General features: G+C 74.6%; 1 protein-coding gene (running past one end of the window). It reads right to left on the reverse strand.

Annotated elements, in window-relative coordinates; all coding sequences use genetic code 11:
- A protein-coding gene (locus tag Amac_RS18980; RefSeq protein WP_155355700.1) for a type I polyketide synthase crosses the window boundary here: on the reverse strand, window positions 1–15,419 show its 3' portion. The gene runs 12,622 nt beyond the window's last position; only the last 15,419 of its 28,041 coding nucleotides appear in the window; its start codon lies off the right edge, out of view — the gene reads right to left on this strand; its stop codon occupies window positions 1–3.

Below are 15,419 nucleotides of genomic sequence, written 5' to 3' on the forward strand. Positions count from 1 at the left end.
TTATTGGGCTCCGCCGTTGAGGGCCGCCCGCACCAACTCGTCGAGCCCCATCGAGTCGAGCGCGTCCTCCTCGCTGGTCGCCGTCGCAGGGCCGTCGGTCAGGTGCAGCAGCGCGTCCAGCACGCCGATCTCCCGCAGCCGGGCCATGGACAGCGACGCGAACAGCGCCCGGACCCGCGCCTCCTCCTCATCGACGCCCGAAATCCCGGCCGTCTCCGGCACAAGCTGGGTGATCAGGTGACCGGCGAGGGCCTCTGGAGTCGGGTAGTCGAAGACGAGCGTGGGCGGCAGCTTCAGCGCCGTCGCCGCCGTGAGCCGGTTGCGCAGCTCGATCGCGCTGAGCGAGTCGAACCCGAGGTCCCGGAACGCCTGGTCGGCGCCGATCGCCCGCCCGGAGGCATGCCCGAGGACCATCGCGATCTGGTCGCGCAGCACGTCGAGCACCGCGCCAGGCCGTTCGGTGCCGGGCAGACCGGCCAGTCTGTCCCGTAGTGCGGACACCGGCTGCTCGTCCACCGAGCCGGTCAGCTCCCGGTAGTGCGGCAGCTCACGCAGCAGCCGGCTGGGCCGCCCGGCGGTGTACGACCGGACGAACCTCTCGTGATCGATGTCGGCGACCACCCCGACCGGTTCGCCGCCCGCGACGAGGCCGCTCAGGGCGGAGACGGCCAGCGCGGGGTCCATCGGCCGCACGCCCATGCGCCGGGACGCCTCCTGCGCCGCGGCCACGTCCGCCATGCCGCCGCCGGCCCAGGCGCCCCACGCCACCGAGGTGGCCGCGAGCCCGCGCTCGCGCCGCCGCTCGGCCAGCGCGTCAAGCACCGCGTTGGCGGCGGCGTAGTTGCCCTGGCCCAGACTGCCGAGCGTGCCGGCGGCGGACGAGAACAGCACGAACACCGGCAGATCCAGATCCTGGGTCAGCTCGTCCAGCACCACCGCCGAACTCACCTTGGCGCGGAACACCGTCTCGAACCGCTCCTGGGTCAGACCGTCCACCACGCCGTCATCGAGCACGCCCGCGGCGTGCACCACCGCGGTGAGCGGGAACTCCGCCGGAATGCCGGCCAGCACGGCGGCCAGCGCGCCCCGGTCGGCCGCGTCACATGCGGCCACGGTCACCTGGGCTCCCAGCCCGGCCAGCTCGTCCCGCAACTCGGCGGCGCCGTCGGCGTCCATCCCCCGCCGGCTGACCAGCAGCAGGTGCTCGGCGCCGTTCCCGGCCAGCCAGCGGGCCAGGTGCCCGCCAAGCGCACCGGTGCCACCGGTGATCAGTACGGTCCCCCGCGGCTCCCACGCGCCGGTCCGGCCGGGAAGACCCTGCACGAGCCGCCGGACGTAGGCGCCGGAAGGCCGGATGGCGACCTGATCCTCACCTGACACCCCGGACAGCACGCTCGCCAGCCGTCGCACCGCGCCACGATCGACGCTGTCTGGCAGATCGATCAGGCCGCCCCACCGCTGCGGCTGCTCCAGCGCGGCGACCCGGCCGAGGCCCCAGACGGCGGCCTGCGCGGGGCTGCCCAGAACATCGCCGGGACCGGCCGCGACCGCGCCTCGGGTGAGGCACCACAGCGGCGCGTCGACACCGGCGTCGCCCAGCGCCTGGATGAGAAGCGTCGTCAGGACGAGCCCGGTCGGCACTCCCGCGTCAGCAGCGGATTCCCGCAGAGCCAGCAGCGACACCACTCCGCTGAACGGCCCGGCTGCGGCGTGTGCACGCAGTCGCTCGGCCAGAGCGGCCCGGTCTTCGGGCATTCCGGTGAGGCCGGGCAGCTCCAGGCGTACAGCGTCCGCGCCCAGGGCGGCGATCGCGTCATCCGTCCAGGCGTCCGCCGCCTGTTCCTCGGGAAGCACGACCAGCCAGGGGCCGGTCGCCGCGGTCCGGCCGGGCGTTCCCTCGCCGTCGCCAGCGAGGGGCTGCCAGGCGATCCGGTACCGCCAGCCGTCGATGGCGGACCTTGGTGCCCCCTCGCCGTGCCACGACGACAGCGCCGGCGCCGGCCAGAACCGCTCGTGCTGGAACGCGTATGTCGGCAGGTCCACGGGCCTGGCGCCGGTGCCGGCGAAGACGGCGGTCCAGTCCGGGCTCATCCCGTGCACGTGCAGCCCGGCGAGTGCGGTGACGACCGCCTCGTGCTCGTCGCGGTGCCTGCGCAGCAGGGGGACCAGCTCGACCTCGGCCTCCGGGGGGAGGATGTCGCCGGCCATCGCGGTCAACGTGCCGTCGGGGCCGATCTCGACGTAGCGGGTCACCCCGGCCTCGTGCGCCGAGCGGATCCCGTCGGCGAACCGGACGGTCCTGCGGACGTGCTCCACCCAGTAGTCCGGCGAGCACAGCTCATCCGTGGCGGGTACGCCGGTCACGTTCGAGATCACGGGGATGCGCGGCGGCGCGTAGGCGAGCCGTTCTGCGACCGCCCGGAAGTCCCCCAGCATCGGCTCCATGAGCGGTGAATGGAACGCGTGCGAGACCCGCAACCGCCTCGTCTTGCGTCCGCGCTCCTCCAGCACGGCCGCCACGTCGAGCACCGCAGGCTCAACTCCCGCGATCACCACCGACTCCGGGCCGTTGACCGCGGCGAGGGAGACCTCGTGCTCGCGACCGGCCAGGAGTCCCGCCACCTCCTCCTCGGCGGCCTGGACGGCGACCATCGCGCCACCGGCGGGGAGCCGTTGCATGAGCGCGCCCCGGGCCGCCACCAGCGCACAGGCGTCTTCGAGTGACAGCACACCCGCGACGTGCGCCGCGGCCAGCTCGCCGACCGAGTGCCCGATCAGCACGTCAGGGGTGAGATGCCAGGACTCGAGCAGGCGGAACAGCGCCACCTCGACCGCGAACAGCGCCGGCTGGGTCCAGCCGGTCTGGTCGAGCAGCCCGGCCTCGGGCGCGTCCGCCGAGGCGAACACGATCTCCCGCAGCGGCCGGTCCAGCCGCACGTCCAGATGGGCCAGCACGGCGTCGAGCGCGTCGGCGAAGACCGGGAACCGGTCGTAGAGCTCGCGGCCCATCCCGACCCGCTGGGCGCCCTGGCCGGTGAACAGGAACGCCGTCTTGCCCGGTCGTCCCGCCCGGCCCTCGATCACGTGGGGCGCCGGGCTGCCGTCCGCCGCCGCGGTCAGGCCGTCCACCAGCTCCGCGCGGCTCCCGGCCAGTACGGCGAGCCGCTGCCGGAAGCTCGACCGGGTGGTGGCCAGGGAGAACGCGAGATCGGCCAGGCCGACATCGGGGTGCTCGGCGAGATGGTCGAGCAGGCGTCGCGCCTGCGCCCGCACCGCGCCCGGGTTATTGGCCGACAGCGGGATTGGCAGGAGGCCCGGACCCGATGCCACCGGTACGGCGGCCGACTCGGCGGGATGGGCCTCCTCGATGATCACATGGGAGTTCGTGCCGGTGGCTCCGAAGGACGAGATCCCGGCCCGGCGCGGACGTCCGGCGTCCGGCCACGGCCTGGCCTCGGTCAGCAGCTCCACCGCGCCGGCCGACCAGTCCACATGCGACGACGGTTCCTGCGCGTGCAGCGTCTTCGGCGCGACACCATGCCGGATCGCCATGACCATCTTGATCACTCCGGCGACTCCCGCCGCCGCCTGCGTGTGACCGATGTTGGACTTGACCGACCCGAGCAGCACCGGCCGCTCGCGGTTCTGGCCGTACGTCTCCAGCAAGGCCTGGGCCTCGATCGGGTCGCCCAGCTTCGTACCCGTGCCGTGCGCCTCAACCACGTCCACGTCCGCGGGGGCGAGACCGGCGGCGGCGAGGGCACGGTGGATCACCCGGCGCTGCGAGGGGCCGCTCGGCGCGGTGAACCCGTTGGACGCGCCGTCCTGGTTGACGGCGGAACCGCGCAGGATCGCGAGCACGCGATGGCCGTTGCGCCGGGCGTCCGACAGCCGTTCGACCACGAGCATGCCGACGCCCTCCGCCCAGCCCGTGCCGTCGGCGGCGTCGGAGAACGCCTTGCACCGGCCGTCCTGGGACAGTGCCCCCAGCTCACCGAACTCGACGAACCCCACCGGGGTGGACATCACGGTGACCCCGCCCGCGAGGGCCAGCGAGCACTCACCGGACCGCAGCGCCTGGGCCGCCAGATGCAACGCCACCAGCGACGAGGAGCAGGCGGTGTCCACGGTCACCGCCGGCCCCACCAGGCCGAGGGCGTAGGACAGCCGGCCGGAGATCACGCTGGCCGCCTGCGCCGTCTGGGCGTGGCCCGGATGGTCCCGGGGCGGCTGGTAGTCGCCGCTGGTGGCGCCGACGTAGACGCCTACGTCGCCGCCCCGCAGGCCGGCCGGGTCGACACCGGCGCGTTCGAACGCCTCCCAGGCCGCCTCGAGGACCAGCCGCTGCTGCGGGTCCATCACCATCGCCTCGCGGGGCGAGATGCCGAAGAAGCCCGGGTCGAAGTCGGCGACGTCGTAGAGGAACCCGCCCCCGGCTGCCGCGCTGCGGCCGCGCCCGTCAGGGCCGCCGCCGGACAGGACGGCGAGATCCCAGTGCCGGTCCACGGGGAACGGGCCGATCGCGTCCACCCCGTCGCCGACCAGCCGCCACAGGTCCTCCGGCGAGCGTACGCCGCCCGGATACCGGCAGCTCATGCCGACGATGACGATCGGGTCGTCGGAGCGCACGGCCGGCACCGCCCCGCTCTCCTCGCGCGGGCCCTCCTCGCCGAGCAGCTGTCCCACCAGGTGCCCGGCGAGTTCCTCCGGGGTCGGATGGTCGAAGACGAGCGTGGCCGGCAGGGTGAGCCCGGTCGCGGCCTTGAGCTGGTTGCGCAGGTCGACCGCGGTGAGCGAGTCGAACCCGAAGTCCCGGAAGGCCCGGCCGGCCTCGATCGCGCCGCCGTCCGCGTGCCCGAGCACCGCGGCCGCCTTGGTCGTCACCAGGTCGAGGACGAGCCCGGTGCGCTCAGCGGCGGGCAGCCCGAGCAGACGTTCCCGGAGCGCGGGCTCGCCGTCGCGGGTGCCGCCGTCCGCCGCCATCGCCTGCTTGGCCTGCGGCAGCTCGTCCAGCAGCGGGGTCGGGCGCAGCGCGAGGAAGGCCGGGGTGAACAGGTCCCAGGCCACGTCGGCGACCGTCACCGCGCTCTCTCCGCTCGCGACGGCCCGGCCCAGGGCGCTGAGCGCGAGCTCCGGCGCCAGGGCGGGCAGCCCGTTCAGCCGCAGGTGCAGGTCCATTCCCTTATCGGTGGTCACGCCGCTGTCCGCCCAGGCCGACCAGGACACGGCCGTCCCCGCCGCGCCTCGCGCGCGGCGCGCCTCGACCAGCGCGTTCCTGACCTCCTCCGCGGCGGCCGCGACCGCACGGCCGGCGACGCCCCAGACGCCGGACAGCGAGCAGAACACGACGAACGCGTCCAGTTCCCAGTCCGCCAGCAAGGAGTTCAGGTTCGCCGCGCCCGCGACGTGCGCCGCGGCGGCCGCGGCCAGGTCCGCGGGCTCGGCTCCGTCCAGGGAGGCGGCGGCCGGCGGTTCGTCGGCGTAGACGACCGCGTCCGGCGGGTACTCCACCAGCAGGGCGGCCAGCGCCTCCCGATCCGCCAGGTCGCAGTGCCTGATCGTCACGCCAGAATCCGCGGGCTCCGCCGAGCCGGGGCGCCCGGCCAGCACCACCCGCTCGGCGCCCGCGTCGGCCAGCCATCGGGCGATGCGCTGGCCGGAGATTCCCGTGTCCCCGGCGACCAGCACCGTGCCGCGTGGCCGCCACGACCGTCCGGCATCTTCTGCCGGGGCCTGGACTAGCCGGCGGCCGAACACTCCGGAGGCGCGCAGGGCGATCTCGCTCTCGCCGTCAGGTCCGCCGGCCAGCATCGCGGCCAGCCGGTCGACGGCCCGCCGGTCGATCGGCCCAGGCAGATCGATCATGCCGCCCCAGCGCTGCGGATGCTCCAGCGCGGCCACCCGGCCAAGGCCCCAGACGGCGGCCTGGCCCGGGTCCGGCGGCGAATCGGAGCGGCCCACGGACACCGCGCCCCGGGTGAGGCACCACAGCGGCGCGTGCACGCCGGCGTCGCCCAGCGCCTGCACGAGCGCGGTCGTCAACGCCACCCCGGACAGCTCGGCCGGGTCCGTCCCGGCGAGCGCCAGCAGGGAGATCACGCCGGTCGGCGCCCGTCCGCCGAGCAGTTCGGCGAGCTGTACGGCCAGCATCGCGCGATCGGCATGCGTGACGTCGAACCGTACCAGCGCATCGGCGCCCGGAAGGGCGGCGCCCACGGCGTCGAGCACCTCCGCCCACGGCCCGTCCGCCGGAACGGCCACCAGCCACGTCCCGGACGGGCCGCCGGGCGGCAGGGCGGCCAGGGGCTTCCACACCACCCGGTACCGCCAGGAGTCCACGAGCGTGCGCTCCCGGCGCGAGCGGCGCCACGAGGACAGCGCGGGCACCACCGTCGAGAGCGAGTCCGCCTCCAGCTCCAGCGTGGCCGCCACCGAGGCCAGGTCGGCACGCTCGACCGCGGCCCAGAACTCGGCGTCCACCGAGTCCTGCGCCAAGCCGCTGGCCGGGGCGACGGCCTCCGGCCAGAACCGCCGCCGCTGGAAGGCGTACGTGGGCAGGTCGACCCGGCGTGCGCCGTACCCGGTGAAGAGGGATCCCCAGTCCACCGGCAGCCCGTGCACATGGAGCCGGGCCAGCGCGTCCACGACCGACTCCTCCTCGCCACGGTCCTTCCGCAGCACCGGCACCACCAGCGTCCCGGCCTCGGTGCCGTCACCCGCGAGGCAGTGCTGCGTCATCGCGGACAGCACGCCGTCCGGGCCGAGCTCGATGAACGTGCTCACTCCCTTGCCGCGCAAGGTCCGCACGCAGTCGGCGAAGCGGACCGCCTCCCGGACGTGGTCGACCCAGTAGTCGGGTGAGCAGATCCGCTCGACGGCGGCCGGCTCGCCCGTCAGGTTGGAGACGAGCGGGATGGCCGGCGGCGAGAACCGCAGCCCGCGGACGGCCCGGCGGAAATCCTCCACCATGGGGTCCATCAGGGGGGAATGGAACGCGTGGCTGACGGTCAGCCGGGTGGTCTTGCGACCCTCGGCCGCGAGCCGGGCGGCGATCTCGGTGACCGCCTCCTCCGCGCCCGCGACCACCACGGCCGACGGCCCGTTGACCGCGGCGATCGACACCTCGTGCTCGCGCCCGGCGAGCATCGGGCGTACCTCGTCCTCGGTGGCCTGGACGGAGACCATCGCGCCCCCGGCCGGTAGCGCCTGCATCAGGCGGCCCCGGGCGGCGACCAGGGTGCACGCGTCCGCCAGCGTCAGCACACCGGCGACGTGCGCCGCGGCGATCTCGCCGATCGAGTGCCCGGCCACCAGGTCAGGCCGCAGCCCCCACGACTCCGCCAGGCGGAACAGGGCCACCTCGATCGCGAACAGCGCGGGCTGCGTCCACTGCGTCTGGTCGATCAGCTCCGCCTCGGGCGAGCCCGCTTCGGCGAACAGGATCGTCCGCAGCGGGCGGTCCAGCTCGACGTCGAGCTGCGCAAGCACCGCGTCCAGCGCCTGTGCGAACACCGGGAACCGGTCATACAGCTCCCGGCCCATGCCCGGGCGCTGGGCGCCCTGACCGGTGAACAGCATCGCCGACCCGCCCGCGACGACGGCGGCCTCGCCACGCGCGATCTCCGGCACTCCGTCGGCGCCGGCCAGCAGCACCGCGCGGTGCCGGAACATCGACCGGCTCGTCAGCGAGTAGCCCACATCCACCGGGTCGAGGTCGCGCGTGGCGGCCAGGACCTGCTCGACCTGGGCTCGCAGCGCCTCTGGGGTGCGGCCGGAGACGACCCACGGCACGACCGCGGGAGCCTTCCGATCCCCGGATCGCCGCTCGTCGGACTGTTCTTCCGGGGGCGCCTGCTCGATGATGACGTGGGCGTTGGTGCCGCTGATCCCGAAGGCGGAGACGCCGGCCCGCAGCGGCCGGCCGTTCCGCGACCACTCCCGGGGCTCGGTCAGCGGCTCGACGGCCCCGGACGTCCAGTCCACATGCGACGACGGCACCTCGAGGTGCAACGTCTTGGGCAGCAGGCCGTGCCGCATGGCGAGCACCATCTTGATCACACCGGCGGCGCCCGCCGCCGCCTGCGTGTGGCCGAGGTTGGACTTGATCGACCCCAGCCACAGCGGGTGATCCCGCTCCTGGCCGTAGGTCGCGAGCAGGGCCTGGGCCTCGATCGGGTCGCCGAGCGCCGTGCCGGTGCCGTGCGCCTCGACCGCGTCGACCTCGGCCGGGGACAGCCCCGCCGCGGCCAGTGCCTGGCGGATCACCCGCTGCTGCGACGGGCCGTTCGGCGCGGTGAGACCGTTGGACGCGCCGTCCTGGTTGATCGCCGACCCGCGTACGACGGCGAGGATCGGATGGCCGTTGTTCCTGGCGTCCGACAGGCGTTCGAGCACGAACATGCCGACCCCTTCGGACCAGCCCGTGCCGTCCGCCGTGTCGGAGAACGCCTTGCACCGCCCGTCGGGGGCCAGACCCCCCTGGACGCTGAACTCGACGAACGCGTCCGGGCTCGACATCACCGACACGCCGCCCGCGAGCGCCAGCGAGCATTCGCCGCCGCGCAGGGCCTGCGTGGCCCAGTGCAGGGCGACCAGGGAGGACGAGCACGCGGTGTCGACGGTGATGGCGGGGCCCTCCAGACCCAGCGTGTACGACAGCCGCCCGGAGATGACGCTCGCGGTGGTGCCGGTGGCCACGTGGCCCTGCACATCCGCGTCAGAGCCCTTGAGCACGGCGACGTAGTCCTGGCCGTTGGTGCCCACGAAGACTCCGGCGTCGCCGCCGCGCAGACCCGCGGGATCGATGCCGGCCCGTTCCAGCGCCTCCCAGGACGCCTCGAGCACCAGCCGCTGCTGCGGGTCCATCGCCAGCGCCTCGCGCGGCGAGATCCCGAAGAACTCGGCGTCGAACTCGGTCGCGTCCCTGAGGAACCCGCCCATGCTCGTGGACGACATCCCCGCGGCGAGCGCCGCCAGGTCCCAGCCCCGGTCGCCGGGGAAGGAGGAGATGCCGTCCCCGCCGTCCACCAGCAGCCGCCACAGCTCCTCGGGGGAGCTCACCCCGCCGGGGAACCGGCAGCTCATGCCGACGATCACGATGGGATCGCCGTCATCGACATGGGCCCGTACGACCGGGACCTGGGCGGCCGGCCCCGAGCCGGACAGCTCGCCCAGCAGGAAGTCCGCCAGCACGCTCGGGGCGGGATAGTCGAACAGCAGCGTCGCGGGCAGGGTCAGCCCCGTCGCCGCCGCCAGCGCGTTGCGCAGCTCGACGGTGGTCAGCGAGTCGAAGCCCAGATCCCGGAACGGGCGGTCCGGCGCTACGCCGTCGGCGCCGGCGTGTCCCAGCACCTTGGCCACCATGCCGCGCAGCAGGTCCAGGACGGCCCGGCCCCGCTCGGCGGGGGACAGCTCGGCCAGCCGCCGCCGGAACGCCGGCTCCGCCGTACCGGCGGGATCCGCCCCGGCACCCATGAGCCCGGCGACCTCCGGCAGGTCGCTCACCAGCGGGTTGCTCCGGACCGCCGCGAACGCGCCGACAAATCGGGACCAGTCGACGTCGGCGACGGTCAGCGTCGTGTCGCCGTGCGCCAGCGCCCGCGCCAGCGCGCGGACCGCCAGGCCCGGGGGCAGCATCCGCAGGCCGGCCCGGCGCAGCCGGTTCGCCACGACGTCGTCCGCCGCCATGCCGGACCCGGCCCATGGCCCCCAGGCGATCGACGTCGCCGCGAGCCCTCGGGAACGCCGGAGCTCCGCCAGCGCGTCGAGCATGGCGTTCGCGGCCGCGTAGTTGGCCTGCCCCGGTGAGCCGAAGGTGGCGGACGTGGACGAGAACAGCACGAACGCCGCCAGGTCCAGGTGCTCGGTCAGCTCGTGCAGGTTGACCGCGCCGACCGCCTTCGATCGCAGGACCGAGGAGAGGCGCTCCGGCGTCATGCCGTCCAGCACCCCGTCGTCGACCACGCCCGCCGCGTGGAATACCGCGGTCAGAGGCAGGTCCTCCGGGATCCCGGCGAGCACTGCGGCCACAGCCTCACGATCTGCGACGTCGCAGGCCACGACGCTGACCTGGGTACCAAGGGCGGCCAGTTCGTCCCGCAGTTCGGCCGCGCCCGGCGCGTCGGGTCCGCGGCGGCTGACCAGCAGCACGTGCGCGGCGCCGACCGCCCAGCGGGCGACCTGCGCCCCGAGACCACCGGTGCCTCCCGTGATCAGTACGGTACCTTCGCCGAACAGCGCGGTGTCTCCCTCGGCGATGTCTCCGCCGAGCGGAGCGTGCACCAAGCGGCGGCCGAAGACCCCCGAAGGACGTACGGCGAGCTGGTCCTCTCCCTTCACGCCAGACAGCACGTCAACCAGGCGGGAGATCGTGACGGAGTCGAGGTCCTCGGGCAGGTCGACGAGACCACCCCACAGCCGCGGCTGCTCCAGCGCCACGGACCGGCCCAGACCCCACACGGCGGCCTGCACCGGCCGGAACACCTGTTCCGAGCGCCCCACCGACACCGCGCCCCGGGTCACGCACCACAAGGGCGCTTCGATCCCAGCGTCCCCGAGCGCCTGCGCCAGCGCGACCGTCAACGCCAGACCGCTGGGGACCCCCGGATGCCCTGCCAGATCCCGCTCGTCCGAGGCCAGCAGCGACACGATCCCGACGGGCCGGGGTCCGGCGGAGCACAGCTCCCGCAGCCGCGCGGCCAGCGCCGCCCGGTCGGGTTCGCGGACCTCGATCCGGTCGGCCTCCGCGCCCAGCGCGCCCGCCAGCGAGGTCACCCATTCCGCACCCGCCGGCACCACCACGAGCAACCGGGCCCGCGGCGACGGCGCGGTGACCGCGGGCCAGGGCAACGGCTTCCAGACGGACCGGTACCGCCAGCCGTCCACGGCATCGGAAGACGCGGGCACGGCGGCCGCCCTGGGTTCCGGCCAGAACCGCCGGCGCTGGAAGGCGTACGTCGGCAGGCCGACCGCCTCGGCGCCGGTGCCGGCGAAGAACCCTCGCCAGTCCACGTCGACGCCACGGACGTGCAGCCGGGCCACCGCCGCCGTGACGGCCTGCTCCTCGGCCCGGTCCCGGCGCGCCACGGGCACCGCCTGGACACCGGGGCGGTCGGTGAGACAGTCGGCCGCGATGGCCGTGAGCACGGCGTCGGGGCCGAGTTCGAGGAACGTGACGACGCCCTGCTCGGCCAGGCCGCGCACGCCGTCGCCGAAGCGGACCGGCCGCCGGATGTGCTCCACCCAGTAGTCCGGCGAGCAGAGCAGCGCCGCGGTCGCCGGCTCGCCGGTCACGTTGGACACGATCGGGATCTCCGGCGGCGCGTACGACAGGCCGCGCGCGACCCGGCGGAAGTCGTCGAGCATGGCGTCCATCCGCGGGGAATGGAAGGCATGGGAGACCTGCAGCCGCTTGGTCATGCGCCCCTGGGCCGCGAAGTGCGCGGCGATCTCCAGGACGGCGTCCTCCTCGCCGGACACGACCACCGACACCGGGCTGTTGACCGCCGCGATCGACATCTGCTCCTCGCGCCCGGCCAGCAGCGGCAGCACCTCCTCCTCGCCGGCCTGGACGGCGACCATCGCCCCGCCCGCGGGCAGCGCCTGCATCAGCCGGGCGCGGGCGGCCACCAGGACGCAGGCGTCCGGCAGGGACAGCACGCCCGCGACATGCGCCGCGGCGATCTCCCCGACCGAATGTCCCATGAGGTGGCCGGGCCTGACGCCCCAGGACTCCAGCAGGCGGAACACGGCCACCTGGAAGGCGAACAGCGCCGGCTGCGTGTAGCCCGTCTCGTCCAGCAGGGCGGCGTCCGCCGTACCCGCCGGGGCGAACAGCACGTCCCGCAGCGGGCGGTCCAGGTGCGCGTCCAGGTGGGACAGCACCGCGTCGAGCGCGTCGGCGAACGCCGGGAAGCGACCGTACAGCTCGCGGCCCATCTCCGCGCGCTGGCCGCCCTGGCCGGTGAACATGAAGGCCAGGGAACCGTGGCCGACGGCTTCCTGAACGCCGGCGCCTTCGGCCAGCGCCCGCAACCCGGCGATGATCTCCTCGCGGTCCCGTCCGACCAGCGCCGCGCGCTGGTCGAGGTGCGACCGCGTGGTCGCCAGGGAGTACGCGACGTCCGTGAGGTGGAGCTCGGCGGACTCCGCGAGCAGGGCCAGCAGCTGTTCCGCCTGGGCGCCCAGGGCCTGCGCGTCCTTGCCCGACACCAGCACGGGGACGACGACCGGCTCGGCCCGCCCCACCCGTACGGCCGCGGGCGGCGCCTCCTCCAGCACCGCGTGGGCGTTGGTGCCGCTGAGCCCGAACGACGACACCGCGGCCCGGCGCGGGCGTCCGGCGCGCACCCATTCCCTCGGCTCCGTGAGCAGCTCGATGGCACCCGTGGACCAGTCCACGTGCGACGACGGCGCGTCCACGTGCAGCGTCCTCGGCAGCAGGTCGTGCCGCATGGCCAGGACCATCTTGATCACTCCGGCGACGCCGGAGGCCATCTGGGCGTGCCCGATGTTGGACTTGACCGAGCCGAGCCACAGCGGGTGATCCCGCTCCTGGCCGTAGGTCGCGAGCAGCGCCCGCGCCTCGATCGGGTCCCCCAGCGCCGTGCCGGTCCCGTGCCCCTCCACGGCGTCGACCTCCGCCGGCGCGACCCCGGCGTTGGCCAGCGCCTGCCTGATCACGCGCTGCTGCGCCAGCCCGCTCGGCGCGGTCAGCCCGTTGGACGCGCCGTCCTGGTTGATCGCCGACCCGCGGATGACCGCGAGGATCGGGTGCCCGTTGCGCTCGGCGTCGGACAGCCGCTCCACCAGCAGCAGGCCGACCCCCTCGGCCAGGCTCATCCCGTCGGCCGAATCGGAGTACGCCTTGCAGCGGCCGTCGGGGGCCATGGCCCGCTGCCGGCTGAACCCGATGAAGGCGTCGGGGGTGGACATCACGGTCACCCCACCGGCCAGCGCCAGCGAGCTCTCGCCGTCGCGCAGCGACTGGCAGGCCAGGTGCAGCGCCACCAGCGACGACGAGCACGCCGTGTCCAGCGTGACGGCCGGGCCCTCAAGCCCGAACAGGTACGCCACCCGGCCGGACAGCACGCTCGGCACGGTGCCGGTGACCAGGTGGCCTTCCAGGCCCTCCCCCTGGCCGGCCATCGCCAGACCGTAGTCCTGGTAACTGGAGCCGATGAAGGTGCCGGTCACGCTGCCGCGCAGCGACGACGGGGCGATCCCGGCCCGCTCGACGGCTTCCCATGCCGTCTCCAGCACCAGCCGGTGCTGCGGATCCATCGCCAGCGCCTCGCGGGGCGAGATCCCGAAGAAGTCCGCGTCGAACTCCGCCGTGTCGTAGAGGAAGCCGCCCCGCGTGGAGTACGTCTTCCCGGTCCGGCCCGGGTCGGGGTCGTAGAGTCCTTCGGCATCCCAGTTGCGGTCGCCGGGGAACTCGGAGATCGCGTCGACCCCGTCGACCACGAGCCGCCACAGCTGCTCCGGCGATCGGACCCCGCCCGGGTAGCGGCAGGCCATCCCGATGATCGCGATCGGCTCGTCCGAGCCGGCCCGCCCCTGGCCTGCCACGGCCGCCGGTCCGGCCTGGGCCCCGGCGATCTCCGCGCGCAGGAACTCCGCCAGCGCCGCCAGGTTCGGGTGGTCGAACACCAGCGTGCTCGGCAGGGATAGGCCCGTGGCGGCGGCCAGCCGGTTGCGCAAATCGACCGCGGTCACCGAGTCGAAACCCAGGTCGCGGAACGCGCGCCGCTCGGCGAGGGCGTCGGCTGAGGCGTGCCCGAGCACGGTCGCCGCCTGGGCGCGCACCAGCTCAAGCAGCAGGCGGTCCCTCTCGGCCGCGGGCAGCCCGCGCAGCCGGGTCACGAACTCCCCCGCGCCCGCGGCGCCGACCGGCCGCTCGGCGGTCTCGGCCAGCCGCCGTACGGCAGGCACCTCGCTGAACAGCCGGCTCGCCCGTACGGAGGTGAAGACCGGGAAGTACAGCTCCCAGTCGATGTCGGCGATCGCCAGCACGGGCTCCGCGCCGGCCAGCGCGTGCCGGAACCCTTCGAGCGCCAAATCCGGCTCCATGAACACCAGACCGCTGCGCCGGATCTGCTCGGGATCGACCCGCCCGAGCTCGCGGTCGTCCGACCAGATGCCCCACGAGATCGAGGTGGCCGGCAGCCCGCGGGCGCGCCGGTGCTCCGCCAGCGCGCCGAGGAAGGCGTTGCCCGCGACGTACGCCGCGTGCCGCCCGCTGCCCCACATCCCCGCCGTCGAGGAGAACAGCACGAAGGCGTCGAGCTCGTCGGCCAGCAGCTCGTCCAGGTGGCGGGCGCCCATGACCTTGGCCCGCACCACCTCGGCGAACGCCTCGATACCGGTGTCCTCCAGTGCGTGCAGCTCGATGGAGGCGGCGGCGTGCACCACCGTACGGACGGTGTGGCCCTCCGCCCGCAACCGCGCGAGCAGGCCGGCGAGCGCGTCGCGATCGGACACGTCGCAGGCCGCCACCGTGGCGGTCGTGCCCAGCTCGGCCAGCTCCGCCACCAGTTCGGCCGCGCCGGGGGCGGCCATGCCGCGGCGGCTGACCAGCACCAGGTGCTCGGCTCCCTGGGCCGCGACCCAGCGGGCCACGTGCGGGGCGAGCGTTCCCGTGCCCCCGGTCACCAGGGTGGTCCCGCGTGGCGTCCAGGCGGGCGCCGGGCCGGCCGGCGACGGGGCCGGCACCACGCGCCGGGTGAACACTCCGGAGGGCCGAATCGCGAGCTGGTCCTCGCCGCCTGCGGCGCCCCCGAGGACGCTCGCCAGGCGCCGCGCCGCGCGCTGGTCGAGCGTCCCGGTGAGGTCGACCAGGCCGCCCCACCGTCGCGGGTGCTCCAGTGCGGCCGTCCAGCCCACGCCGTGGACCTGGGCCTGGACGGGGTTGGTCACCGGATCCGACCGGCCGGTGGAGACCGCGCCACGGGTGAGGCACCACAGCGGCGCGTCGATGTCCGCGTCGCCCAGGGCCTGGACGAGCGCGACGGTCAGCGCCAGGCCGACGGCCAGCTCCGGGTGGCGTTCGGCCGGCTGTTCGGCCAGCGCCAGCAGGGACACCACGCCGGAGACGTGCTCCTCCTGGCTCAGCATGCCGGTCAGCACGGCGCGGTCGAGGCACGCCTCGTCGAGCACGAGCCTGCGGACCCGTGCGCCGTACGCGGTGAGCGTGCCGGCGACGTCCTTTTCCTTAACGTCCTCGTCCGCGACGCCGTCGGTGGTGACGAGCAGCCACGTACCCGACAGGGGGGTGGCGGCGAGATCGGTCACCGGTCGCCACACGACGCGGTAGCGCCAGGAGTCGGCCGTGAACTGTGCCTGTTGCCTGCGCCGCCAGGAGGACAGCGCGGGCACCACTTCGGCCAGCGCGGGTGTGCCCACGTCCAGCTCCGAGGCCA

The organism is Acrocarpospora macrocephala (assembly GCF_009687865.1).
Taxonomy (GTDB): Bacteria; Actinomycetota; Actinomycetes; order Streptosporangiales; family Streptosporangiaceae; genus Acrocarpospora; species Acrocarpospora macrocephala.